Genomic DNA, 22,946 nt, shown 5'->3' on the forward strand with positions numbered 1-22,946 from the left:
GACTGCGCCAATGGCAGCCCACTTATTCCAGCGTTTTCAGCAGCTTCCACGACCCGTTTTCCACCGCGGAGACAAAGACCGTGTTGCCCGACACGTGGTTGTCGGCATTCATGGATACTGTGTAACCGGCGATTTCATCCGCGTAGTTCAGGCTCTCCATTCCCGCGATGAAGCTCTCATGGGTCAGCTCAGGGCCGGCCGCTTCCAGCCCGCGCACCATCAGCTCTGCCGCGGAACGACCCAGCAACGCGCCGGAGCCAGGGAATTTTTCACCTGTGGCATCGGTGTAGGCTTTCACCCAGGCACCCACTGCAGGTTCGCCCAGACGTGCTTCCAGATCCTGCCAACCTGCACCAGCGTAGACGTTGCCCATCACACCCTGTGCAGCCAGACCTTTGGCCACAACGGTGTGGAAACCAGCCGAAGACAGAACGAATTTCATATCGGTCATGCCCAGTTTGTTGGCGGTGGCAATGGCGTTGATGATCTGGCTGACACCCAGCGCCAGACCAACGGTGTCGCACCCGCCGTCCTTCAACTTGCCCAGCGCGCCGGAGAAATCGGTTTCATCCGGTTTATGTTTGGTTTCCACCGCAAAGGTGCCACCAGATGCTGCAGCGCCTGCTTTCAGACCTTCTTTGATCTCGATCCCAAAGTCGGTGGGCAGATACATCAGACAGAAAGTCGAAGAGCCCTCTGCCTCGGCCATATATTCCGCAGTTACCCGTACCCCGTCATAGTAGGACGCATTGGCCGAAAACTTCCACGGTTCAGGCGGTTCCACCATTTGGCGCGCAGTGGTCAGGGGGCTGACATTGGGAATGCCTTTCGGTCCCATCAGCTTGAACATCGCCAAATTGTGTGAGGTGCCAAGGTTCAACAACATCGCAAAAACCTGATCGCGATTGACCAGTTTGTTCGCTGCCTGCACCGCCTTGGGCACCTGATAACCGTGATCTTCTACAATGTAGGTGATTTTACGGCCATGCACGCCACCGGCGGCGTTTACCTCATCAAAATAGAGCTGAGCCGCCTTAACCGCCGGAACCGAGAAGGGCGCGAAGATACCCGACAGATCATGGGCGCCGCCGATCTTGACCTCATCATCCGTGACACCGTTTTCTGCCTGCGCTGCGGCGCCCGCCAGCGCCATAGCGGCCGAAGCTGCCAATGCTTTCCACAATTTCATGTTCGTCCTCCCTTAGATGCCGCAAGTCGCGACTTAATACATGCTGTCAATCAGCCCCGCATGGCGCTGGTTCACATAGTTCCTTTTCAGTTTCATTGTCGGCGTCAGCTCCTCATCCTCGGCCGTCAATAGGATGTCGATCAGGCGGAAATCCTTGATCTGTTCCACCTGCGCGAATTCTTTGTTCACCTCTTGCACCACGTCCCCGATCAGCGCGACCACCTCTGCCGCGCGGGTGAGAGAGGCGAAATCGGAAAACGGGATCTGGCGATCCTGCGCAAAGCGTTCGACGTTTTCCTGATCAATCATAATCAGGCAGGTCAGGTATTTACGCCGATCCCCGATCACCACTGCGTCAGAGATATAGGGCGAAAACTTCAACCGGCTTTCGATTTCGGCCGGGGTGATGTTTTTACCGCCTGCGGTGATGATGATATCCTTCAGGCGTCCAGTGATCACCATCCGCCCCTGATTGGTCAACCGCCCGACATCGCCGGTGCGCAGCCAGCCGTCATCAGTGAAGGTCTCAGCGGTCTTTTCCGGTTTGTTCCAATACCCTTTGAAAATCGCCGGACCTTTCAGCTGGATTTCACCATCTTCGGCAATGCGCACGCCCATGCCGGGCAGCGGCACACCGACAGTGCCCATTTCATTGTCTTCCACCGTGTTAACGGACGCCACGCCAGAGGTTTCGGTCATGCCGAACCCTTCGCGCAGATGAACACCAATCGCTTCGAACCAACGCAACAACTCGGGGCTGATCGGCGCCGCCCCAGTGGTACAACGGCGGGTGCGAGATAGGCCGATGAGGTCACGCAAATTGCGTAGCACCAACAGATCCGCCAGCGCCAGATTGGCCCGTGCGAGGGGGCCAAACGCCCTGCCCTCTGCCTGAGCATCCACCTTTTTCATCCCCGCAGCGACCGCCCAGTCAAAAGCACGCTGGCCGAGCCACCCTGCCTCCCCACGCATAATCGCCAGACGGGAATGAATCTTCTCCCAAATACGCGGCACGCCGGTGAAACTGTGCGGGCTGACCTCTCGCAGGTTGTCAAAGACGGTTTCCGGGCTTTCGGCGAAGTTCACCTTGCAGCCAACCAGAATGGGCAGATCCACCGAGATCAGCCGTTCCAGCACGTGACACAGCGGCAGGAAACACAGCAGTTCATCGGTTTCATTGAACCGCAGCGTTTCCAGACTGGCCTGCATCTGAAACAGGATATTGCGATGGGTGATGATCGCGCCCTTGGGCGGGCCTGTGGTGCCAGAGGTGTAGATCAGCATGCGCGGATCTTCGGGGCGGACCTGTTCCAGCGCCTCCTCAAAACGGGTGGGATGGGCAGTGGCCTCCTCCAGACCCAGGGTAATGAAATCGTCCCAGAACATCACCTGCGGATCGCTGAAACTGGCCAGACCGTCGCGGTCCATCACGATGACCTTTTCCAGCTGTGGGATCTGATCGCGGGCCTCTAGCAGTTTGTCGAGCTGTTCGTCGTTTTCTACAAACAGGAACCGCGCACCGGAATCGTTCATCAGATAGGCCAGCTGTGACGCGCTATCGGTGGTGTAGACGCCCGACGGCACGCCGCCCATCGCCGCGATGCCAAGGTCACAGTAGAGCCATTCGCGTCGATCCTCGCTGAGGATCTGCGCAACCTCGCCACGCTGGAACCCCAGATGGGATAGGGCCAGGCCAACCGCGCGGGCCTGTTCGAAATAGTCGTTCCAACTATAGGCCTGCCAGATGCCCAACGTCTTGTCGCGATGCGCAATCGCATCGCCTTTCAGATGGCAGCGTTTGGCCCAGAGGCTGACAACAGTGTTGCAGCCCTCAACCAGAATGTCGCGTTCATCTGCGATAATCTCTGCACTCATCTCCATGTTTTGCGCCTCTTCCAGCGTTTCTGGCCACGTTGGCCTTCGTCCTGTTTGCCAAGGTAGAATTCCTGAATGTCATCCGACGCCCTAAGTGCAGCGCAGGTGTCGGCCATCACGATGCGCCCCATTTCCAGCACATAACCATAATGCGCGGTGTTCAGCGCCACATTGGCGTTCTGTTCCACCAACAGCATCGTGACGCCCTGTTCAGCATTCAGGCGTTTGATGATGGCGAAAATCTCCTGCGTCAGCAGCGGCGACAGGCCAAGGCTGGGTTCATCCAGCAACATCAGTTTGGGCCGCGCCATCAACCCGCGCCCAATGGCCAGCATCTGCTGTTGCCCGCCAGAGAGGAAACCCGCAGATTGCCCTCGCCGTTCCTTCAGGATGGGGAAATAGTCGTAAACCAGTTCGATATCATCTTCGACGCCAGGCACCTTGCGGGCATAGGCACCAAGGCGCAGGTTTTCCTCGACCGTCAGGTAGGGAAACACTTCCCGCCCTTCGGGAACATGCGCCAGACCTTCGGCAACGACCTTGTCCGGTTCCATCCCGTTGATGGTTTTTCCGTTAAATTCCACCGTTCCCTTTTCCGCATCCATCAGGCCGGACACGGTTTTCATCAGGGTGGTTTTGCCAGCACCATTGGCGCCCAGAATGGTGACGATCTGCCCTTCCTCGACATCGATCGACACGCCGCGCAGTGCCATGATCGCGCCATAAAAGCTTTCGACGTTGCGCAGTTTTAACAGGCTCATGCCGCGCCCTCCTCTGCCGTCAGGAAGGCATCGCTGCCAAGGTAGGCCGCCTGCACCTCTGGATCGTTCTGCACCTCTGCCGCGCTGCCAAGGGCCAGCGGACGACCATTGGCGACGGCCAGCACGCGGTCGCTGACCTGTGTGACCAGCCGCATGTCATGTTCGACCATCAAAACGCTTAGGCCCATGTCACGGCGCATATCCTCAATCCAAAACGCCACGTCCTGGCTTTCCTCTACCGACAGGCCGGATGCGGGTTCGTCCAGCAGGATCAGCTTTGGCCCCATCGCCAGTGCGCGGCCAATTTCGACCACCTTGCGCACGCCATAAGGCAGGCCGGCAATCATCTTATCGCGGTAGGCTTCCAGCTCCAGAAACTCCATCACTTCCTCAACCTTCTGGCGGTGCGCACGCTCTTCGGCGCGCACTTTGGGCAGAAACAAGAGATCCTGAATCCAATTGGTCGCACGGTGGCCGTGGCGCCCCATCAATAGGTTGTCCAGCACAGTGGAATGATCGAACAGTTCGATGTTTTGAAACGTCCGCGCGATGCCTAGGTCCGCAACCGCGTGGGCGGGGCGTTTGGTCAGTTCCTGACCATCAAACAGGATCGAGCCGCGGGTGGGTTCATAGAACCGCGATATCAGGTTGAAGATGGTGGATTTCCCCGCCCCGTTGGGACCGATGATGGAAAACACCTCGCCCTCTTCGACGTCGAAGGACACGCCATCCACCGCCTTCACCCCGCCGAAATGTACGGCCAGATCAGTGACTTGTAACAGGCTCATCGCATCCGCTCCGTCTTGAGGTAGGTTTTCTGGCGGCGGAACATGTCGCGGCGCGCCAGTGGGAACAGCTGGAAATAGGCCCGTATCTTTAGCCAGCGACCATATAGGCCGGTGGGCTCATAGATGATGAAGCCCACAAGGATCACGGCAAAGATCACCGTATCCAGACCCGGCACCGATCCCAGATCAATGCCCACTGTGGCGTTCAGCCCATCGCGCAGGATGGCAATCAGCTGCGGCACGGCGGTGATCAGGATCGCGCCAAAGAACACTCCTTGAATGAAGCCCAGCCCGCCGATGGTCACCACGAGCAGCAGGTTGATCGAGATGAAGATCGAAAACAGCTCATAGTTAAAGAACGAGATGAAGTGTCCCATCAATGCGCCCGCCAGACCGGTGACACCGCAGGACAGACCAAAAACCAGCGCCTTCGTGCGGGTCACGTTGATGCCCAGCGCCCGCGCTGACACCTCACTGTCACGCACCGCAAGGAAGCTGCGCCCCGTCGGGCTGCGCAGCAAGTTAGCGTAGGCCCAAGTGACCAGCGCCACCACCACCAGCACCAGCCAGTAGAAGTTGGACAGGCTGGCATAGCGGTCAAAGTCGATGCCGAACAGCGTAATAGACGGCGCGAACATCCCCCCAACCCCGCCAGTCAGCGGTTCCAGAATGATGATCATTTCCTCAACGATCACGAACAACGCCAGCGTGGCAATCGCCAGATAAATACCAGACATCCGCACCGCAGGGATCGCGACCACGGCGCCGAAGCACCCCGCCGCCAGCCCCGCCAGCGGGAAGGCAATGATCCACGGCACACCCGCCGTCATCAGGCCCGCATCGACATAAGCGCCAATCGCCATAAAGGCCGCGTGGCCTAGAGACACCTGCCCCGAATGCCCCACCAGCACCATCAGCCCCATGCCCGCCAGCGCCCAGATCAGGGTATTGGTGGCCTCTGCCAGATAGTACTCGCCCACCAGAAACGGCAGCATGGCCATCAGTGCCAGCAGCACTGCGATCTTGCCGCGATCCCACCAGTCAGGGTGCAGGTCGATGTCTTTGTCGTAGCTTGTTTTGAAAACCACCCGCATGACTTACACCTTCTTTGCATGGATCTGCGCGAACAGACCGCCGGGGCGGGTTGTCAGCACGATCAACATCAGAACATAGGGCGACATCTGGCTGAAACCGGACGGCAGGTAGCGCGCTGCAATTGGTTCCACGACACCGATCAACAACCCGCCAAGCAACGCACCGGGGAGGCTGCCAAAGCCGCCGATGACGGCCGCTGCGAAGGCCTTGATGCCCAAGAGGCCAATATTGGGATCAATCGCGCCCTTGGCGGCATAGAGAACACCCGCCACCGTTGCCACAATACCAGACAGCCCCCAGATCATCGAATTGATCCGCCGCACCGGCACACCAACGATATAGGCCGCCATCTGGTTCTGCGATGCGGCCTGCGCCGCCAGCCCTAGCTTGGTGCGGCTGAAAAACGCCCAGAGGCCCAGCGTCAAAACCGCCGTCACCACAATGGTGATCACATCCTCATAGCCCAGAACCAGCCCGCCGAACCGGACGCTTTGACCCGCGAACGGTGTTTCCAGAACCAAGGGCGTAAAGCCCCAGATCGCACCGGCGATGAAACGCAGCACAAACCCCAAAGCGATGGTCAGGATCACCAGCGCGAACTGCGGCTGGCCAAAGATGCGACGCACCACAAAGCGGTCAATCCCATACCCGACACCGCCCATGATGAAGCACGCCAGCAAGATCCCCGGAATAAACGGCAGCGCCCAATATTCGCTGTTCACCAGCCCCAGCGCCACAAAGGCGCCCAGCATCATCATATCGCCTTGGGCGAAGTTCACGCCCTCGCTGGCTTTGTAGATCAACACAAATCCCAGCGCCACGAGACCATAGATACAGCCAGAAGCCACACCACCGATAAGTAGCTGAATTATCTCCACGCGCGGCCCCCCTGTGCATCTGCATCACAGTGGTCTGCGCATACGTTTAGCGGGAATCGCAATATAGCGATTCCATTCAAACGTGCCCTCATGCAGCCTCCTCCCCAGACTTTATGAACGGTCAACATCGTCAGCAAAGCACGCGATTTTCGAACCTGTCAACGGTTGTATCCCCCTAAAAGCGCACAAATTATACGCAAGGTCACATTCTCTACGACTTGACGTAACGTCGGTTAAAAGCGTTGAATTTACGCAACTTAGTGGGAGGTAAAGCAGATGACCCAATCACCAGAACGCCCATCGCGTGGCCCTCTGCAGGGGTTACGCGTGGTAGAAATGGAAGGGCTTGGTCCTTGCCCGCTGGCGGGTCAAATTCTGGCCGACCTCGGGGCAGAGGTCATTGTGATCACACGCAAATCCGCACCCGCTGACAAGACCGACATCAACAACCGAAACAAGTCTTCGGTCGCGCTAAATCTCAAACATCCAGAGGGGCTACGTGCCGCTCGTGCGGTGATCAAAACAGCGGATATTCTGATCGAAGGGTTCCGTCCCGGAGTGATGGAAAGGATCGGCTTAGGGCCTGATGACTGTCGCGGCGAAAATCCGCGCTTGATTTTTGGTCGGATGACAGGATGGGGCCAAACTGGCCCGATGTCGCAGATGGCGGGGCACGACATCAACTATCTGGGGCTAACTGGCGTACTTCAGGCGTTGGGGCCGTCCGATGCACCGCCGCCGCCACCGCTGAACATTGCGGCAGACTACGGCGGCGGCACGATGTTCCTATTGCTGGGCGTTCTAGCTGCCCTGTTTGAACGGCAAACATCTGGCAAAGGTCAGGTGATCGACGCTGCTATGGTGGATGGCCCGCCGGTCCTCATGGGGTTGATCCACAGTATGATCGCCCGCGGAGATTGGAGCGAAGCACGCAACGCCAACATGCTGGATGGCGGCGCACCGTTCTATCGCAGCTACGCCTGTGCCGACGGTAAACACATCGCGGTCGGTCCCCTAGAACCGCAGTTCTTTGCCCAACTTGTCGCCAAGGCAGGCTTGCCTTCGGATCACTCCAAGGATCAGTATGACATCGCCTCTTGGGCCGCGAGACGTGACAGCTACGCAGAGATCTTTGCCAGCAAAACGCGAGCAGAGTGGGAAGCCATCTTTGATGGCACCGATGCCTGCGTAACGCCCATCCTCGGCTGGTCCGAGGCGGCCCGCCACCCACACATGCAGGCGCGCGAAACAATGAAAGAAATAGACGGCGTGATGCAGGCTATGCCTGCCCCCCGTTTCGACAGAACGCCAGCGGCAACGCCAGCCCCCCCTCCTGCTCCCGGTGCGCAAACCGACGTGGTTTTGCAACAACTGGGATATGACGACACACAGCTTGCCGCCCTAAGGGCAGCCGGCGCACTAACTTAAGGACCGATCCCCAATGACACTTCCTTCCGCATTGCAAAATCTGCGCATTCCGCTGATTGGCAGCCCTTTGTTCATCATCTCCAACCCTGATCTGGTCATCGCACAGTGCAAGGCAGGGATTGTCGGTTCGTTTCCAGCGCTGAACGCCCGCGAAAAAGACGGCGATCCGATTGAGCTGGAACGCTGGCTGACCCGCATCAACGAAGAGTTGGACCGTCACAATCAAGCCAACCCTGACACCCCAGCTGCCCCTTATGCAGTGAACCAGATCGTGCACCGTTCCAACGCACGCTTGGATCGCGACATTGAAATCTGCGTAAAGCACAAGGTCCCCGTCTGGATCACCTCGCTGGGCGCGCGGGTTGAGGTAAACGAAGCGGCGCACAGCGTCGGCGGCATCACCCTGCATGACGTAATCGACAATCGTTTTGCCAAGAAAGCCATCGAGAAAGGCGCCGACGGGCTGATCGCCGTTGCCGCAGGTGCTGGTGGGCACGCAGGCAGTCAATCGCCGCTGGCCCTTATTCAGGAAATCCGCAGCTGGTTCGAGGGCCCGCTGTTCCTGTCAGGCGCAATCGCGCGTGGGGATTCTATTCTAGCGGCGCAGGCGATGGGCGCGGATGGCGGCTATGCCGGCTCGGCCTTTATTGCGACCGAAGAGGCCAACGCCGATCAGCGCTACAAAGAGATGATCACCGAATGCGGTGCGGGCGACATCGTCTATTCCAACCTGTTCACTGGTGTCTGGGGCAACTACCTGAAACCCTCGATTGCTGCTGCAGGTATGGACCCCGAGGCGTTGGAACGCTCTGACCCGTCTGCGATGGATTTCAGTGGTTCGGAAAAGCCCAAGAGCTGGAAGGAGATCTGGGGATCAGGTCAGGGCATCGACGCCGTGAAAGAAGTGCTGCCAGCCGCACAGCTAGTGGACCGTCTGGCCCGCGAATACGTTGCAGCGCAAAAGCGTCTGCTGGCGCAATCCGCCCCGTATATGAACGCGGCCGACTGACGGGACCGCAGTCTTCGAACCGTCCTCCGGGGACGCAAACAGGGCCGGGCGTCGACACGTCCGGCCTTTGTGTTTTGCGCAACATCCATTTTTGCGATCTTTTTTTCCCAACTTAGGGACAGCCGACGCGGATCAAGTGCTTGACATCACCGACGCAGACGCAACTGTGGAACCCGCGCGATGTGCGCCCAAAAAATAAACAGACACCAACAGAGATCGCGATCAACACCGCTGACCAACAGTCCCCAAAAACTAGGGCCACGTCACCGATGATCGCTGAAAGCCAGTCCTAAGACCAGACCGACAGGGAGAGACATCATGACCATCAAATCGCTGATCACGGCGACAGCCATCGGCGCACTAGGCGCTTTGGCCCTGCCCACCGCCCACGCACAGGCCGAGGGGCTGAAGGTGGGCATGATCACCACGCTATCCGGTGGCGGCGCGGGTCTGGGCATTGATGTGCGCGACGGTTTCATGCTGGCGGTCAATCAGGCCGGTCGCAGCGATCTGGAAGTGGTCATCGAAGATGACCAGCGCAAACCCGACATCGCCGTGCAACTGGCGGACAAGATGATCCAATCGGAAAAGGTGGATGTCCTGACAGGTATCATCTGGTCCAACCTTGCCATGGCTGTTGTGCCTGCGGCCACGGCGCAGGGCAAATTCTATCTGTCACCGAACGCTGGCCCCTCGCAATTGGCCGGTCGCGGCTGCCATCAGAACTATTTCAACGTCGCATGGCAAAACGATAACCTGCACGAAGCCGCAGGTGCCTATGCCAACAGCGCGGAGCTGAAAAACAGCTTCATCCTGGCGCCCAACTATCCGGCGGGCAAGGATGCGCTGACCGGTTACAAACGCTTCTACGAGGGCGCGCTGGCAGGTGAGGTTTACACCAAACTAGGCCAGACCGACTATGCTGCCGAAATCGCGCAAATTCGCGCGTCTGGCGCGGATAGCGTGTTCTTCTTCCTGCCCGGTGGCATGGGGATTTCCTTCCTCAAGCAATATGCAGACAGCGGTGTAGACCTGCCCGTTGTTGGCCCTGCCTTCTCCTTTGATCAGGGGATTCTGCAGGCGGTGGGTGACGCGGCACTGGGTGTGAAAAACACCAGCCAGTGGAACAAGGATATCGACACTGCCGCCAACGCCGCATTTGTTGCGTCGTTCCAAGAGGCCTATGGCCGCCTGCCCTCTCTCTACGCAAGTCAGGGGTTTGACACCGCGAACCTGCTGATCTCGGCCATGGACAAAGCGGACGTTAAAGACGCCGATGCCTTCCGCGCGGCGCTGAAGGCGGCGGATTTCACCTCGGTACGTGGGGCGTTCGCATTTGGCGACAACAACCACCCCATCCAAGACATCTACGTGCGCGAAGTGATCAAGGAAGGCGACGTCTACACCAACAAGATCGTTGCCACCGGCCTGAGCAATCACGCGGATGCCTACGCCGCCGATTGCAAGATGTGATCTAACGCAACAGTGCTGACACGCCCCTTGGCCCCGTTGCATCTATCCGCGGCGGGGCCAAGGGGCCCAAACGACAAGACACCATGACCCTCCCCCTCTTTATCGAGCAGACCCTGAACGGCGTGCAGTTCGGCGTGATGCTGTTTTTGATGGCTGCTGGCCTGACCCTGATTTTCGGGGTCATGGGGCTAATCAATCTGGCCCACGGCGCGCTTTATATGGTCGGGGCCTTTGCGGCAGCGGCCACGGCTGCGGCGACCGGTTCCTTCATACTGGCGCTTGCGGCCAGTGTTGTTTTTGCCGCCTTTGCGGGGGTATTGGTGGAAACGCTGATTATCCGACGGCTTTACGGGCGTGACCATCTGGATCAGGTGCTGGCAACCTTTGCGCTGGTGTTGATCTTTGCCGAAGGGACACGTTGGGTGTTCGGATCCTTTCCGCTGTTTCTGGACAAGCCCGACTGGCTGTCGGGCACGGTGATGCTGCCCTTCGGGATTGAATATTCGCTCTATCGTCTGGCGATCATTCTTGTCGGGCTGGTGGTTGCTGCCGGGTTGTTCTGGCTGATCGGGCGCACGCGGGTCGGGATGCAGATCCGCGCAGGCGAAAACGACCGCGAAATGATTGCCGCGCTTGGGGTCAATATTTCGCGCCTTTACACGCTGGTGTTTGCCCTTGGCGCGGGGCTGGCGGGATTTGCTGGCGCGTTGATCGGCGCGATCCAGTCGGTACAGGTGGGCATGGGGGATTCCGTTTTGATCCTTGCCTTTGTGGTGATCGTGATCGGCGGCATCGGATCAATCAAAGGCGCCTTTGTCGGCGCGCTTCTGGTGGGGCTGACCGACACGTTGGGCCGTCAGTTGCTGCCAATGTTTTTTGCCCTGTTCATGGAGCCGGCCGCCGCCACATCGACCGGTGCATCGCTGGCGTCCATGGCAATCTACCTGTTGATGGCCGCCGTGCTGATCCTACGCCCCAAGGGCCTGTTCGGAGGCGCCTGAGATGCCCCGTGAAACGCTACTGAACGTCCTCTTGATGACCGCTCTTCTGGCCTTCCCCCTCTGGGCGCATCTGGCAGACGAACCGTTCCTGATCACCCTGACCACCCGCGCGGTGATCTTTGCCATTGCCGGTATCGGCCTGAATGTCGCGCTGGGATTTGGCGGGCTGGTCAGTCTGGGCCATGCAGCGTTCTTCGGGCTGGGCGGGTATGTGATGGGCATTCTGGCCTACCACGCCCAGACCTACACCCCGCTGATGGAGGTGCCGTTTCTGATCGAGGGCACCAAATCCATGCCGGTGATCTGGCTGGTCGCCATTGTGCTATCCGCCTTGGCCGCGCTGGCCATCGGGGCGCTGTCGCTGCGCACGTCGGGTGTTTATTTCATCATGATTACCCTGGCCTTTGCGCAGATGTTTTATTTCTTCACCCTGTCTTGGCCCACCTATGGGGGCGAGGACGGATTGTCGATCTATGTGCGCAACAGCTTTCCGGGGCTTAACACGATGGACCCGATCCAGTTCTATGGCCTGTGTTATGGCCTGCTAATGCTGGTGCTGGCCTTTGTCTGGGCGCTGTCGCGGGCGCCTTTCGGCCTGATGTTGGGGGCGGCACGCCAGAATGAAGCGCGCGTCGCCGCTGTGGGACAGATGCCCTATGCGCTCTACCTCACGGCCTTTACCATTTCCGGCGCGATCACCGGTCTGGCGGGGGCGCTATTTGCCGACCTCAACCGGTTTGTCAGCCCAACGATGTTTTCCTGGCACACCTCGGGCGAGATCATGATTTTCGTCATTTTGGGTGGTGTTGGTCGGGTTTTTGGCCCCGTCGCGGGCGCGGTTCTGTTCCTGTTGCTAGAACACATTCTGGGCGGCCTCAGCCCGTACTGGCACATCTATCTGGGCGCGGTATTGCTGGGCGTTGTGCTGTTTGCGCGCGGTGGTCTCTACGGTCTGCTTGCCGGGCGGGAGGTGGCGCATGACTGATCCCATCCTGACGGTTCAAAACCTCAACAAGAGCTTTGGCGCGCTGAAGGCGACGGACAACGTCACGCTTGATCTGCGGGCAGGCGAAATCCATGCGCTGATCGGCCCCAACGGGGCAGGTAAATCCACCCTGATCGCGCAGATCACCGGTGCGTTGCCCCCTGACAGTGGCAACGTCGGCTTTCTGGGGCGCGATATCAGCGGCCTTAGCACTGCCGAGCGTGCCCGTGCGGGCATGGCGCGGACCTTTCAAATCTCGGCATTGGCGATGGACTACACGGTTTTGCAGAACGCCGTGCTGGGGGCACTGGGCGCGCGTGGTGGCGTGTTTCAGATGCTGCGGCCAGTGATGCGCAACAAGGCGTTGCTGGAAACCGCCCATCAGGCGCTGGACACGGTCGGCCTGTCGGATCACGCCCACAAACGCACCGCTGATCTGTCCCATGGTCAACGCCGACAGTTGGAGGTGGCCGTGGCGCTGACATTGGCCCCCAAGGTGTTTTTGATGGACGAACCGATGGCCGGGTTGGGCAGCGAAGGTTCCGCGCAACTGATCACCCTGTTGGACAGGCTGCGCCATCAGGCCCCGATCCTGCTGATCGAACATGACATGGATGCGGTCTTTGCCCTAGCGGATCGCATATCGGTACTGGTCTATGGCCAGATCATCGCCACCGGTACAGTGGACGAAATCCGCGCCAACCCTGCCGTACGTCAGGCCTATCTGGGGGAGGAGGACGCATGACCCTTCTGTCACTGTCCAATGTCACCGCCTTCTACGGTCCATCACAGGCGCTGTTTGATGTTAACCTAACCGTTGCCGAGGGTGAGGTTGTCGCGCTGATGGGCCGCAATGGCATGGGCAAATCCACCACGGTCAAGGTGATCTGCCGGATGCTGCAACACCGCGACGGCAATGTGGCGTTCGCAGGTCGCGATCTGCGCGCCCTACCCTCCCACAAAGTTGCGCGCGCCGGTGTCGGTCTGGTGCCCGAGGGGCGGCGCTGTTTTGCGCAGTTGAGTGTCGAGGAAAACCTGATCGCCTCTGCCCGACGGGGGGAATGGGATCTGGCCCGCGTCAGCGCGTTGTTTCCGCGATTGGGCGAGCGGCGCGATCAACTGGCGGCGTCTCTTTCAGGTGGCGAACAACAGATGTTGGCAATCGGGCGCGCCTTGATGACCAATCCGCGCTTATTGATCCTGGATGAGGCGACCGAAGGACTTGCACCTGTGGTGCGGCAGGAAATCTGGGCGGCTATTTCGCGGCTGAAGTCCGAAACCGGCCTATCGATTTTGGTGATCGACAAATCCCTGAAAGAGCTGGCCACCGTCGCCGACCGCGCAGTGGTGCTGGAAAAAGGGCGCGATGTCTGGTCCGGCGATTTTGCCAACCTTACCGAAGATGTACGCAGCCGTTACTTGGGCGTCTGATCTTCGGCCGTGGAGTCAGCCACTGGGGCCGCCAAATCAGCCAAAATCGGGCAATCCGGACGTGCATCTCCGGCGCAGGCATTGACCAGATCGGCCAGAGTTTGACGCATCTGCTGCATTTCAGCTAATCGTTCATCAATCAGACGCAAATGACCCGCTGCAATCGCACGCACATCAGCTGAGGCGCGCCCGCGATCTTCGTATAGGGTCAGCAGGCTACGGCAATCTTCAATCGAAAATCCAAGACTGCGGGCACGTCCGACAAAAGCCAGGCGATGCAGATCCGCCTCACTGAACTGACGGTATCCATTGGCGCGGCGTGCCGGTTGGATCAGGCCGATTTCTTCGTAATAGCGGATCGTCTTGCTGGGCAGTCCTGCCCGCTGAGACACCTCAGAGATGTTCATGTCACGCCCTCCTGTGTCAGTTCGGGCACTTCAACGTAACGCAACCGTAGCGCGTTGCTAAGAACAAATACACTTGAAAGCGACATCGCCCCCGCAGCCAGCATTGGCGACAATTGCCAGCCAAACAGCGGGTAGAACACACCAGCGGCCACGGGGATCAACGCCGCGTTGTAGCCAAAGGCCCAGAACAAGTTCTGACGAATGTTGCCCATCACGCGACGCGACAGATGCAATGCAGCCAAAACGCCCTTTAGATCGCCGGACATCAACACCAGATCAGCGCTTTCGATGGCCACGTCAGTTCCAGTGCCAATCGCCAACCCCAAATCCGCCGCCGCAAGTGCAGGCGCATCGTTGATCCCATCCCCCACAAAGGCAACAGCGCCGTGTTGTGCGCGCAGGCTTTCCAGTGCTTCGACCTTACCCTTGGGCAGCACCTCGGCAACCACATGGTCAATGCCCAACTGCGCCGCGATAGCCTGTGCCGTGCGGGCATTGTCGCCGGTGATCATCGCGGTTTGCAGACCCGCCGCATGAAGCGCCGCAATCGCGGCGGCACTATCAGATTTCACCGGATCGGACACCGCTATCATTGCAGCCAATTCACCATCAATGGCAGCATAAAACGGGGTCTTACCAGTTGCCGCCAGGCGCGCCGCCTCTGAGCCAAAAGGGGTGATGTCAATCTTGCGCCGCTGCATCAGACGGTCGGCCCCGATCATCACGCGTCGCCCGGCAACCGTGGCAGCGACCCCATAGCCGGCGATGGCGCCGAATTTCTCTGCTATGGGCAGATCTCCATCCGCCGCCGCAACAATAGCCGCCGCGATGGGATGTTCCGAAGCCTGCTCGACAGCTGCCACGAAACGCAGCACCTCTGCACGATCAAAACCCGGTGCGGTAACAAAATCCGTCAATTCGGGCTGACCCTTGGTCAAGGTGCCGGTTTTGTCAAAAGCAACGAGTCTGACACCTTGCAGTTGCTCCAAGGCATCTCCCTTACGGAACAACACCCCCAATTCAGCCGCGCGTCCAGTGCCAACCATAATCGAAGTCGGCGTCGCCAGTCCCATTGCGCAGGGGCACGCGATGATAAGCACCGCAACCCCCGCGACCAGTGCATGGGTCAGAACCGGTTGCGGTCCCAAAATCAACCACGCCAGTACAGTCATAGCCGCCACCACCAACACAGCCGGCACAAACCGCATGGTGACGCGATCCACCATCGCCTGAATAGGCAGTTTGGCGCCCTGCGCTTCTTCGACCATGCGAATGATCTGAGCCAGCATCGTATCCGCCCCCACATGGGTCGCGCGGATCTGCAACGCACCGGTGCCGTTCACCGTGCCGCCCGTCACACTGTCGCCGCCGGACTTTGCCACGGGCAGTGGTTCACCGGTGATCATGCTCTCATCCACATGACTGATGCCTTCAACCACCACGCCATCCACCGCGATGCGTTCGCCGGGTCGGGCCAGCAGCGTATCGCCGGTGACGATGTCATCAATCGCTACCTCAACCGGCTGACCGTCCTGCACACGCAACGCCGTTTTGGGGCGCAGCCCGATCAGCGCGCGGATGGCAGCACCTGTGCGGCCCTTGGCGCGCGCCTCTAACGTGCGGCCCAAGAGGATCAGCACCACAATCACCGCGGCACTTTCGAAATAAACCGCACGCACATCGGCGGGCAGCAGCACTGGTAGGAAGGTGGCGACAGTCGAATAGCTATAGGCCGCCAAAGTTCCCAACGCGACCAACGCGTTCATGTCCGGCGCACCGCGCAACAGGGACGGGATGCCCTTTTGATAAAACCCGCGACCGGGGCCGATCAACACCAGCGTGGTCAGCACAAACTGCACCAGCCATGACGCCTGCGTGCCGATCGTGCGCATGATCCAATGGTGAAATGGCGGGTACAGATGACCACCCATCTCCATCACAAACACAGGCAGTGCCAGCGCAGCCGCGATCAAGAGCCTCTGTCGCAGGTCATCCGCTTCTTGCGTTTTACGCTCTGACAAATCGGGGGTGTCAGCGACGCTATCATCAACTGCCGGATACCCCGCCCCATCCAATATCGTGCGCAACCCTTGTTCACTGGCGGGTGCGACAAAGCGGATCTGCGCAGTCTCACTGGCTAGGTTCACATCCGCCTGTTTCACCCCCTCTACGCCACGCAACGCCTGTTCCACACGCCCCACACATGCGGCGCAGCTCATGCCAGTCACCGTTAAGCGCAGGGTGTGTTCAGGAGGTGAAACGTCGGGGTGAGTCGCAGCAGAAGTCATGGTGGGTGCCTTTCTCTCCTCTCCAGATAAGGCTTCCAGTTACTGGAGGGTCAATAGAATTTGCAGACACATTGGCGGAAACGCGCAACTTTGTCGCAACAGGGGGTGAAGAGACTTGACCTCAGCCCTATGTCGGCGTCCAAGTCTGCGTCGTAGACAGCCATCCACCAGAGGATCCACCATGATCACATTCAGTATCCCCGGCATGCACTGCGGAAAATGCAGCGCCAAGATCGAGGCTGCAGTACAGGATCAGGATCCAACCGCGCTGCTGACATTTGACATGGCAGCCCGCACTGTCGAGGTGGACAGCGCGGACCCTGCAGAGGCACTGGCGCAGGCCATTGCCAGCGCCGGTTTTGAGGCAACCGCCGCCTAATCGTCAGCTAAAACTGCTATAGGGCAGATATCGGACCAATGTGCCGGGCGTGATCTCTGCCGCCTCATGGGGCAACTCAACCAGACCATCCGCCCATGACAACCCGCTGATGCGACCTGATCCTTCGGATTTGAACACCTCTGCCTGACCATCGCTGTTGATACGGGCACGCAGAAATTCGCGCCGACCGGGCTTCTTCGATTTGGCAAAGGCTGCGGGCACCATGAAGCCCTGCGGCTCCTGCCATGCCTGCCCCGCCATCACCCCCAGCGCAGGGCGCGCAAAGAGCAGCCCCGTAACAAAGGCCGCCACCGGATTTCCCGGCAGGCCAAAGACCGGCAGCAGCACCTCCCCCGCAGGCCAAAGGCCCAGTGCCAGTGGACGGCCCGGTTTGATCGCGATGCGCCAGCTATCCATCTGCCCTTCCTCGCGCAGCAAGGCAGAAACGTGGTCCTCATCCCCTGTCGACACCCCGCCAGAGGTCAGCACGGCGTCCACCTCGGCAGCGGCAGTGTTCAGGCGATCGCGCAGTGCATCGCGGCTGTCACGCACATGACCCAGATCCACCGCGTCAAAGCCCCAGTCGCTAAGCAGCGACAAGAGCATAGGGCGGTTGCTGTCATAAATCTCACCCGCGCCCATATCTTCGGGCGCAATGGTGCCGGGCGCGACAACCTCATCCCCGTTGGAAAAAACGCCGACGCGCAGCGGGCGATAGACCGGCACCTCTGCCAGGCCTGCCGCTGCCAGCAGCGCGGCATCTTCGGGACGCAAACGACGGCCATTGCGCAGAACAACATCGCCTGCGTTGAAATCCTCACCCGCGCGGCGCACATTCGCGCCCTGTTTCAATGGGCCGCGAAACTGTAGCTTGCCGCCCGCGACCTCCACATCTTCTTGCAGCACCACAGTGTCCATGCCCGCAGGCACAATCGCACCGGTCAGGATGCGCAAGGCGTGACCGGCAAGCAATACGCCACCGTAGGGTTCACCCGCGGCAGAGCGCCCATCGGCCAAGGGCAATGTCACCAGTTCATCGAGCGCCGCACCGGCGAAACCATAACCGTCCACCGCCGAATTGGCCGCAGGTGGATTGGCCCTGAACGCCACGATATCCTGCGCCAGAATACGCCCCCGTATGGCGTCAAGCGGCACCATTTCATCCCCCACCACCGGCGCAACACGGTCCCGCAGACGTGCCAACGCATCCTCCAGCGGAATCCAGTTCACACCAGGCGGCAGGGCAAAACAATCGTTGCGCAGTTTGGCGGTCATTTCGGCATCAGTCCCAGGTCTTGCAGAATAAAGGTGGCAATCGCGCCGTGGTCGTTGAGGTCGAAGACCGGACGGCCCAAATCACCATGCGCCGCTGCCGGTTGGTCAGAGGCCAGCGCGCGGATCGTCTGATCACCCGGCGCGATCAAAGGCTGCCCCGCCTCAGCGCGGTGCGCTTCAATCTTGGGGTGGGGTTCGCGTTTATAGCCCTCCACTAGCACCAGATCGACGTTAGATAGCTTGGTCAGCATGTCGGCCAAAGGCGGCTCTTCCGCCCCGCGCAGTTCATGCATCAAGGCCCAGCGGTTGCCAGAGATCAGTAAAACCTCCTCCGCCCCTGCCTCGCGGTGGCGGTAGCTGTCACGGCCCGGTTGATCGGCGTCAAAACTGTGGTGCGCGTGTTTAACAGTCGAGACGCGATAGCCACGCGATGTCAGTTCAGCGACCAGCCGTTCCATCAGGCCGGTCTTGCCGCAGTTTTTCCATCCGGTAACGCCGTAGATCTTCATGTCGTGCCCTCAAGGCTGGCCGCCATGTTGCGGGCTTTTGCCAGATCGCCGGGGGTGTTCACGTTGAAAAACGGCTCAACCTCATAGCCATCAAACAACACCTCTGCCGTACCATGGCGGTCGGTCCAGATCACCACCTTGCGCAACCCGTCTTGCAACGCGGCCCGCAGATCATCGCGCAGCGCAACGGGCCAAAGGCCAAAGGTCGGCTGGCGCACCTGACCGCGTTTGGGATCCATGCTGGCGGCCAGCGCAATCGCCGCATCACCGCGCCCTTGGACTAGCCGCGCCACCAGATCGGTGGGAAAAAACGGCGTGTCGGCGGCAACGGAAACGATATGGGTTGCACCACGCGCTGCCGCCCAATCCATGCCCGCCAAAACACCCGCCAAAGGCCCCGCGTAATCAGCGATGCCATCAGCGACTACGGGCAGAGCATAGCTATCAAATCGGCTGGCATCGCCGTTGGCATTCAGCACAATCTCACACACTTGCGGACGCAGGCGGTCGATGACCTGACCAAGCAATGTGGTGTCGCCCAAAGGCAGCAGCCCCTTATCGCCGCCGCCCATGCGCGACGACAGGCCGCCGGCAAGGATCACGGCAGGTATCTGATCACACATCCCCTGCCCCCTTGCGCCGTGATTTCTTGCTATCCTCGGGCACCGCAGACAGATCGGCGTCATAGATCAGCCGTTCAGCCCCGCTAAGGCAGGTGAACCGCTTGCCACGCATCCGGCCGATCAGCGTCATATTCAGCTTGCGCGCCAATTCCACGCCCCACGCGGTGAAGCCTGAACGGGATACCAGCGTCGGAATCCCCATCTGCGCCGCCTTCAGCACCATTTCAGAGGTAAGGCGCCCGGTGGTGTAGAGGATCTTATCGCCCGCAGCCGCGCCTTCGGCAAACATCCAGCCGGATACTTTGTCCACCGCGTTGTGGCGGCCCACATCCTCCATATAGACCAGCGGGCGGTCCTCATGACACAGAACCGTGCCGTGGATCGCCCCTGCCTCAAGGTACAGGCTGGGGGTGCGGTTGATCTGATGCGCCAGGGCATAGAGCCAAGAGGTCCGCACCGGTGTGGCGGGCAGCGTCAATTCCTCCATCCCCTCCATCATATCCCCAAAAACGGTGCCGACCGCGCAGCCGGATGTGCGGGTCTTCTTCTTCAGCTTTTCTTCGTAGTTGGTGGCACGTTCGGTGCGCACAACGACGACTTCCAGTTCCTCATCATAGTCCACGCCCGTGACAGCATCATCGTCCAGCAGCATGCCCTGATTGCGCAGAAACCCCAGCGCCAGATAGTCGGGGTAATCGCCGATGGTCATCGCGGTGACGATTTCCTGACTGTTGAGGTAGATGGTCAGCGGACGTTCTTCGACGACCGAGATATCCTGCGCCACGCCGTCCTGATCCACACCGGTGACAGCCGCCGTCAGGCCCGCGCGGTTGGGATCCGGCGCGATGATGTAAGAGGGTGCAGGGTCGGTCAATCTGGCCAAGGGGCTGATCCTGTTCGGTTCGGGCGCTGTTTCACAGTTACGCCCTTTGAGTGGGAGTTCAAGCCGTTGCGCCGCATGGACAAGGCAAAGGAGAGGTTCTACATAAGCCTCATGACGGATACATCGACACAAACACTCGACATTGACGCCCTTGGCCTCTTGTGCCCGCTGCCGGTGCTGCGGTTGCGCAAGCGGATTCAAGGCCTGCCCACGGGGTCTGTTGTGACCGTTCTGGCCGATGATCCGGCCGCGTTGATCGACATCCCGCATTTCTGCCATGAGGCGGGGCACCAGTACGAAGGCGCCGAGGAGCTGCCACCAGAAATGGCCAGCAGCGCGGGCAAGGCGCCGCATCGCTACCGGCTGGTTCTGGGCTAAAGCGGTTACTCCGCCGCGTTGAAGGTAAACAGCGCCTCGCCGTTTAGGCGGTAGCCGTTGATCAGCTCTTTGGCGGTGTCAGAGACCAACCATGCCTCCAGCTTCGCGGCCAGATCACCCTTTACATGCGGGTGCTTTGTTACGCTCACCGGCAGGTAGGCGTATTGGTTGAACAGCACCGGATCACCCGCGAACAGCAGTTCCAGATCGCCCTTGTTTGCAAACTTTAGCCAGCTGGCGCGGTCCGACATCACATAGGCATTCATGCCGGACGCGGTATTCAGCGTCGCGCCCATGCCGGCGCCTGCCGCCTTGTACCAGCTAACATCCAGCGTAGTGGCATCGAGGTCCGCGTTTGCCCAAAGGCTCAGCTCTTTCTTATGCGTACCACTGTCATCGCCACGGCTGACAAACGGTGCCTCTGCCGCGCGGATCGCGTCCAACGCGGTGGCAGCGTCAGTGGCATCTTTGATCGCGGCGGGATCAGCGGCGGGGCCGATCAGCACGAAATCATTATACATGATTTCCGTGCGGTGCGGTCCGTAGCCACCGGCAACAAATGCCTCTTCAGCTGGTTTAGAATGCACCAGGATCGCATCCACATCGCCCGCCTGCCCCAAACGCAGCGCCTGACCGGTGCCGACGACCAGCAGCTGCACCTCCAGATCCAGATCTGCCTTGATCTGTGGCAGTAGCACGTCCGACAGGCCCGAGTTGTGGAACGAGGTGGTCACCGCCATACGCATCGTGTCGGCAAACGCCGCGCCCGCGCCCATTACGCTGAAGGTCAGGGCCAATGCAGCGCCGCGCAGGGATTTGCCGCGCATCTTATCGGCAAACGTCAGTGTCATAGCAAAATATCTCCGTTCAGGAAGGCTTGGGCCTCTGCCGTGGCGGGCCCATCAAAGAAGGTGTCAGCGGGCGCGGCCTCATGCAGGCGCCCCTTGTAGATGAACAGAACGTCACGCGCCAAACGCCGCGCTTGGCCCAGATCATGGGTGATCATCACAATCCGCGTGCCGTTTGCATGGGCGCGGTTCAGGATCGCCTCGATATCGCGGGTGGCAGCCCCGTCGAGGCTGGCGCAGGGTTCGTCCAAAAACAGGATTTCGGGCCGGCGGATTAGCGCGCGGGCCAGCGCCAGTTTTTGGCGTTCCCCCCCCGATAGCGCGGACGCGCGTTGGGTGACATGTTCAGACAGTCCGACCTGCGCCAACGCCTCTGTGGCGCGGGCACGGGCCAAGGCCCGCGGCGCGCCGTGTATGACCAATGGATAGGCGACGTTATCCACCACCGTGCGCCGCATCAGCGTTGGGTGCTGGAACACATAGGCCTGATGGGCCCTGGCCTGTACCTCGGGAACGTTCCAGTCCAGCCGCCCAGCGCTCGGGCGTTCAAGCCCGTGCATCAATCGCAATAGGGTGGTCTTACCCGCACCGTTCGGCCCAAGAATAATCGTGAAGCCGTCGCGACCAAGCGTCAGATCCACAGGACCTATCAAGGTATGCCCACGCCGTTTGACGCAGGCCCCCTGCAACTTCAGCGGCAAAATCGAAGGTGTCTGGTTTGGGAGGTGCTGCGCCTTTACCATCGGCTACTGACCTCCGTTCGAGAGGCGAAGTGGATAGCCAGATTAACCCCAATGGCAATCGCGATCAGCACAAAACCCAGCCCCAGTGCCAGCGCAAAGTTCCCCTTGCCGGTTTCCAATGCAATCGCCGTGGTCAAAACGCGGGTGGCCTGATCAATGTTGCCACCAACAATCATGATCGCGCCAACCTCGCCAATACCACGGCCAAATCCCGCAAGGGCGGCGGTCAACAGCGCGCGTCGTGCATCCCACAAAAGTGTCACGATACGCTGCCGTCTGGTGGTGTTGAGCGAAATCAGCAGATCATGATATTCCGCCCACAGCTCGCGCAGCGCCTGATGCGCGATGGAGGCGATAAGCGGCGTTAGGATGATGACCTGAGCGATGATCATAGCCGTCGGCGTGAATAACAGCCCCAAAACCCCCAGCGGCCCAGAGCGTGACAGCAGTAGATAAACGATCAACCCAACGACAACAGGCGGCAGCCCCATCAGGGCGTTCAAGACGGCAATCACTCCACGCCGCGCGCGAAACCGATACACCGCCAACCAACCGCCGAGCGGCAAACCGATTGCCGCCGCAATCAGCGTCGCTGTCACCGTCACATAAAGCGACCGCGCCGAGATCTCTAGCAGATCCGCATCCAGCGTTATGATCAGAAGGACCGCCTGTACCAGCCCTTCCCAGATATCTGTCATCT

General features: G+C 59.9%; 24 protein-coding genes. 9 read left to right on the forward strand and 15 right to left on the reverse strand.

Features of this window, described 5'->3' with window-relative positions; genetic code table 11:
- Nucleotides 1–22 precede the first annotated feature (22 nt).
- The 6 genes from TM5383_RS06170 to TM5383_RS06195 are packed head-to-tail and all read right to left on the reverse strand — an operon-like array spanning nucleotide 23 to nucleotide 6,586.
- Nucleotides 23–1,189 carry an ABC transporter substrate-binding protein gene (locus TM5383_RS06170; RefSeq protein ID WP_058318138.1) on the reverse strand — a complete coding sequence of 389 codons (1,167 nt, stop codon included), beginning with the start codon at nucleotides 1,187–1,189 and terminating at the stop codon, nucleotides 23–25.
- Between the two features lie 33 nt (nucleotides 1,190–1,222).
- Nucleotides 1,223–3,070 carry an AMP-dependent synthetase/ligase gene (locus tag TM5383_RS06175; protein ID WP_058318139.1) on the reverse strand — a complete coding sequence of 616 codons (1,848 nt, stop codon included), beginning with the start codon at nucleotides 3,068–3,070 and terminating at the stop codon, nucleotides 1,223–1,225.
- Nucleotides 3,061–3,825, reverse strand: a complete 765-nt coding sequence (locus TM5383_RS06180) for an ABC transporter ATP-binding protein (protein WP_058318140.1) — start codon at nucleotides 3,823–3,825, stop codon at nucleotides 3,061–3,063. The genes TM5383_RS06175 and TM5383_RS06180 overlap by 10 nt, the downstream gene beginning before the upstream one ends.
- Nucleotides 3,822–4,613, reverse strand: a complete 792-nt coding sequence (locus TM5383_RS06185; protein WP_058318141.1) for an ABC transporter ATP-binding protein — start codon at nucleotides 4,611–4,613, stop codon at nucleotides 3,822–3,824. Before TM5383_RS06185 ends, TM5383_RS06180 begins: the two co-directional genes overlap by 4 nt.
- Nucleotides 4,610–5,707, reverse strand: coding sequence for a branched-chain amino acid ABC transporter permease (locus TM5383_RS06190; RefSeq protein ID WP_058318142.1), 1,098 nt, complete (start codon nucleotides 5,705–5,707; stop codon nucleotides 4,610–4,612). Before TM5383_RS06190 ends, TM5383_RS06185 begins: the two co-directional genes overlap by 4 nt.
- Nucleotides 5,708–5,710: 3 nt before the next feature.
- A complete protein-coding gene (locus TM5383_RS06195; protein WP_058318143.1) occupies nucleotides 5,711–6,586 on the reverse strand; it encodes a branched-chain amino acid ABC transporter permease in 876 nt (291 codons plus the stop codon).
- 276 nt (nucleotides 6,587–6,862) lie between these two features.
- Between TM5383_RS06195 and TM5383_RS06200 the strand changes: the two genes are divergently transcribed.
- From TM5383_RS06200 to TM5383_RS06230, 7 genes are all read left to right on the forward strand, one after another.
- Nucleotides 6,863–8,014, forward strand: a complete 1,152-nt coding sequence (locus TM5383_RS06200) for a CaiB/BaiF CoA transferase family protein (RefSeq protein ID WP_058318144.1) — start codon at nucleotides 6,863–6,865, stop codon at nucleotides 8,012–8,014.
- A 13-nt stretch (nucleotides 8,015–8,027) separates the two neighbouring features.
- Entirely contained in the window at nucleotides 8,028–9,023 is a 996-nt protein-coding gene (locus TM5383_RS06205; RefSeq protein WP_058318145.1) for an NAD(P)H-dependent flavin oxidoreductase, read from the forward strand.
- A 318-nt stretch (nucleotides 9,024–9,341) separates the two neighbouring features.
- Nucleotides 9,342–10,496 carry an ABC transporter substrate-binding protein gene (locus TM5383_RS06210; protein WP_197407368.1) on the forward strand — a complete coding sequence of 385 codons (1,155 nt, stop codon included), beginning with the start codon at nucleotides 9,342–9,344 and terminating at the stop codon, nucleotides 10,494–10,496.
- Between the two features lie 83 nt (nucleotides 10,497–10,579).
- Complete coding sequence (locus TM5383_RS06215; RefSeq protein WP_058318147.1) at nucleotides 10,580–11,497, forward strand: branched-chain amino acid ABC transporter permease; 918 nt, start codon at nucleotides 10,580–10,582, stop codon at nucleotides 11,495–11,497.
- A 1-nt stretch (nucleotide 11,498) separates the two neighbouring features.
- Nucleotides 11,499–12,482, forward strand: a complete 984-nt coding sequence (locus TM5383_RS06220; RefSeq protein ID WP_058318148.1) for a branched-chain amino acid ABC transporter permease — start codon at nucleotides 11,499–11,501, stop codon at nucleotides 12,480–12,482.
- On the forward strand, nucleotides 12,475–13,227 hold the full coding sequence (locus TM5383_RS06225) for an ABC transporter ATP-binding protein (protein WP_058318149.1): 753 nt from the start codon (nucleotides 12,475–12,477) through the stop codon (nucleotides 13,225–13,227). The genes TM5383_RS06220 and TM5383_RS06225 overlap by 8 nt, the downstream gene beginning before the upstream one ends.
- Nucleotides 13,224–13,913: an ABC transporter ATP-binding protein gene (locus tag TM5383_RS06230; protein ID WP_058318150.1), complete on the forward strand. Its 690-nt coding sequence runs from the start codon at nucleotides 13,224–13,226 to the stop codon at nucleotides 13,911–13,913. The genes TM5383_RS06225 and TM5383_RS06230 overlap by 4 nt, the downstream gene beginning before the upstream one ends.
- Here TM5383_RS06230 and cueR read toward each other — a convergent pair.
- Both cueR and TM5383_RS06240 read right to left on the reverse strand, forming a co-directional pair.
- A complete protein-coding gene (gene cueR / locus TM5383_RS06235; protein ID WP_058318151.1) occupies nucleotides 13,898–14,320 on the reverse strand; it encodes a Cu(I)-responsive transcriptional regulator in 423 nt (140 codons plus the stop codon). The genes TM5383_RS06230 and cueR overlap by 16 nt on opposite strands.
- Nucleotides 14,317–16,608, reverse strand: a complete 2,292-nt coding sequence (locus TM5383_RS06240; RefSeq protein WP_058318152.1) for a heavy metal translocating P-type ATPase — start codon at nucleotides 16,606–16,608, stop codon at nucleotides 14,317–14,319. The genes cueR and TM5383_RS06240 overlap by 4 nt, the downstream gene beginning before the upstream one ends.
- 181 nt (nucleotides 16,609–16,789) lie before the next feature.
- Here TM5383_RS06240 and TM5383_RS06245 point away from each other — a divergent pair, with 181 nt between their 5' ends.
- On the forward strand, nucleotides 16,790–16,987 hold the full coding sequence (locus TM5383_RS06245; RefSeq protein WP_058318153.1) for a heavy-metal-associated domain-containing protein: 198 nt from the start codon (nucleotides 16,790–16,792) through the stop codon (nucleotides 16,985–16,987).
- A 3-nt stretch (nucleotides 16,988–16,990) separates the two neighbouring features.
- Here TM5383_RS06245 and TM5383_RS06250 read toward each other — a convergent pair whose 3' ends face one another.
- From TM5383_RS06250 to TM5383_RS06265, 4 genes are read right to left on the reverse strand one after another with little or no spacing between them, the layout of a single operon-like run.
- Entirely contained in the window at nucleotides 16,991–18,262 is a 1,272-nt protein-coding gene (locus TM5383_RS06250; protein ID WP_058318154.1) for a molybdopterin-binding protein, read from the reverse strand.
- A complete protein-coding gene (mobB, locus tag TM5383_RS06255) occupies nucleotides 18,259–18,771 on the reverse strand; it encodes a molybdopterin-guanine dinucleotide biosynthesis protein B (RefSeq protein WP_058318155.1) in 513 nt (170 codons plus the stop codon). The genes TM5383_RS06250 and mobB overlap by 4 nt, the downstream gene beginning before the upstream one ends.
- The gene (gene mobA / locus TM5383_RS06260; RefSeq protein WP_058318156.1) at nucleotides 18,768–19,394 is read right to left on the reverse strand and encodes a molybdenum cofactor guanylyltransferase MobA; all 627 of its coding nucleotides are present in this window, start codon (nucleotides 19,392–19,394) and stop codon (nucleotides 18,768–18,770) included. Before mobA ends, mobB begins: the two co-directional genes overlap by 4 nt.
- Nucleotides 19,387–20,277 carry a formate dehydrogenase accessory sulfurtransferase FdhD gene (locus tag TM5383_RS06265; RefSeq protein WP_058318157.1) on the reverse strand — a complete coding sequence of 297 codons (891 nt, stop codon included), beginning with the start codon at nucleotides 20,275–20,277 and terminating at the stop codon, nucleotides 19,387–19,389. The genes mobA and TM5383_RS06265 overlap by 8 nt, the downstream gene beginning before the upstream one ends.
- Before the next feature lie 111 nt (nucleotides 20,278–20,388).
- On the opposite strand from TM5383_RS06265, the gene TM5383_RS06270 reads away from it, so the two are divergent.
- Entirely contained in the window at nucleotides 20,389–20,655 is a 267-nt protein-coding gene (locus TM5383_RS06270) for a sulfurtransferase TusA family protein (RefSeq protein WP_058318158.1), read from the forward strand.
- 5 nt (nucleotides 20,656–20,660) lie between these two features.
- On the opposite strand, the gene TM5383_RS06275 is transcribed toward TM5383_RS06270, so the two are convergent.
- The 3 genes from TM5383_RS06275 to TM5383_RS06285 all read right to left on the reverse strand — a co-directional run bounded on the left by TM5383_RS06275 (nucleotide 20,661) and on the right by TM5383_RS06285 (nucleotide 22,944).
- Nucleotides 20,661–21,431, reverse strand: a complete 771-nt coding sequence (locus tag TM5383_RS06275) for an ABC transporter substrate-binding protein (RefSeq protein WP_058318413.1) — start codon at nucleotides 21,429–21,431, stop codon at nucleotides 20,661–20,663.
- A gap of 71 nt (nucleotides 21,432–21,502) precedes the next feature.
- Nucleotides 21,503–22,246, reverse strand: a complete 744-nt coding sequence (locus TM5383_RS06280) for an ATP-binding cassette domain-containing protein (protein ID WP_058318159.1) — start codon at nucleotides 22,244–22,246, stop codon at nucleotides 21,503–21,505.
- Nucleotides 22,240–22,944: an ABC transporter permease gene (locus TM5383_RS06285; protein ID WP_058318160.1), complete on the reverse strand. Its 705-nt coding sequence runs from the start codon at nucleotides 22,942–22,944 to the stop codon at nucleotides 22,240–22,242. The genes TM5383_RS06280 and TM5383_RS06285 overlap by 7 nt, the downstream gene beginning before the upstream one ends.
- Nucleotides 22,945–22,946 lie beyond the last annotated feature (2 nt).

Source organism: Thalassovita mediterranea (genome assembly GCF_001458435.1).
Lineage (GTDB): Bacteria > Pseudomonadota > Alphaproteobacteria > Rhodobacterales > Rhodobacteraceae > Thalassobius > Thalassobius mediterraneus.

What these genes read in the sequence shown, in the direction of transcription:
- TM5383_RS06170 (WP_058318138.1), bottom strand. Translation starts at nt 1,189, where the DNA reads ATGAAATTGTGGAAAGCATTGGCAGCTTCGGCCGCTATGGCGCTGGCG.
- TM5383_RS06175 (WP_058318139.1), bottom strand. Translation starts at nt 3,070, where the DNA reads ATGGAGATGAGTGCAGAGATTATCGCAGATGAACGCGACATTCTGGTT.
- TM5383_RS06180 (WP_058318140.1), bottom strand. Translation starts at nt 3,825, where the DNA reads ATGAGCCTGTTAAAACTGCGCAACGTCGAAAGCTTTTATGGCGCGATC.
- TM5383_RS06185 (WP_058318141.1), bottom strand. Translation starts at nt 4,613, where the DNA reads ATGAGCCTGTTACAAGTCACTGATCTGGCCGTACATTTCGGCGGGGTG.
- TM5383_RS06190 (WP_058318142.1), bottom strand. Translation starts at nt 5,707, where the DNA reads ATGCGGGTGGTTTTCAAAACAAGCTACGACAAAGACATCGACCTGCAC.
- TM5383_RS06200 (WP_058318144.1), top strand. Translation starts at nt 6,863, where the DNA reads ATGACCCAATCACCAGAACGCCCATCGCGTGGCCCTCTGCAGGGGTTA.
- TM5383_RS06205 (WP_058318145.1), top strand. Translation starts at nt 8,028, where the DNA reads ATGACACTTCCTTCCGCATTGCAAAATCTGCGCATTCCGCTGATTGGC.
- TM5383_RS06210 (WP_197407368.1), top strand. Translation starts at nt 9,342, where the DNA reads ATGACCATCAAATCGCTGATCACGGCGACAGCCATCGGCGCACTAGGC.
- TM5383_RS06215 (WP_058318147.1), top strand. Translation starts at nt 10,580, where the DNA reads ATGACCCTCCCCCTCTTTATCGAGCAGACCCTGAACGGCGTGCAGTTC.
- TM5383_RS06220 (WP_058318148.1), top strand. Translation starts at nt 11,499, where the DNA reads ATGCCCCGTGAAACGCTACTGAACGTCCTCTTGATGACCGCTCTTCTG.
- TM5383_RS06225 (WP_058318149.1), top strand. Translation starts at nt 12,475, where the DNA reads ATGACTGATCCCATCCTGACGGTTCAAAACCTCAACAAGAGCTTTGGC.
- TM5383_RS06230 (WP_058318150.1), top strand. Translation starts at nt 13,224, where the DNA reads ATGACCCTTCTGTCACTGTCCAATGTCACCGCCTTCTACGGTCCATCA.
- cueR (WP_058318151.1), bottom strand. Translation starts at nt 14,320, where the DNA reads ATGAACATCTCTGAGGTGTCTCAGCGGGCAGGACTGCCCAGCAAGACG.
- TM5383_RS06240 (WP_058318152.1), bottom strand. Translation starts at nt 16,608, where the DNA reads ATGACTTCTGCTGCGACTCACCCCGACGTTTCACCTCCTGAACACACC.
- TM5383_RS06245 (WP_058318153.1), top strand. Translation starts at nt 16,790, where the DNA reads ATGATCACATTCAGTATCCCCGGCATGCACTGCGGAAAATGCAGCGCC.
- TM5383_RS06250 (WP_058318154.1), bottom strand. Translation starts at nt 18,262, where the DNA reads ATGACCGCCAAACTGCGCAACGATTGTTTTGCCCTGCCGCCTGGTGTG.
- mobB (WP_058318155.1), bottom strand. Translation starts at nt 18,771, where the DNA reads ATGAAGATCTACGGCGTTACCGGATGGAAAAACTGCGGCAAGACCGGC.
- mobA (WP_058318156.1), bottom strand. Translation starts at nt 19,394, where the DNA reads ATGTGTGATCAGATACCTGCCGTGATCCTTGCCGGCGGCCTGTCGTCG.
- TM5383_RS06270 (WP_058318158.1), top strand. Translation starts at nt 20,389, where the DNA reads ATGACGGATACATCGACACAAACACTCGACATTGACGCCCTTGGCCTC.
- TM5383_RS06275 (WP_058318413.1), bottom strand. Translation starts at nt 21,431, where the DNA reads ATGGGCGCGGGCGCGGCGTTTGCCGACACGATGCGTATGGCGGTGACC.
- TM5383_RS06280 (WP_058318159.1), bottom strand. Translation starts at nt 22,246, where the DNA reads ATGGTAAAGGCGCAGCACCTCCCAAACCAGACACCTTCGATTTTGCCG.
- TM5383_RS06285 (WP_058318160.1), bottom strand. Translation starts at nt 22,944, where the DNA reads ATGACAGATATCTGGGAAGGGCTGGTACAGGCGGTCCTTCTGATCATA.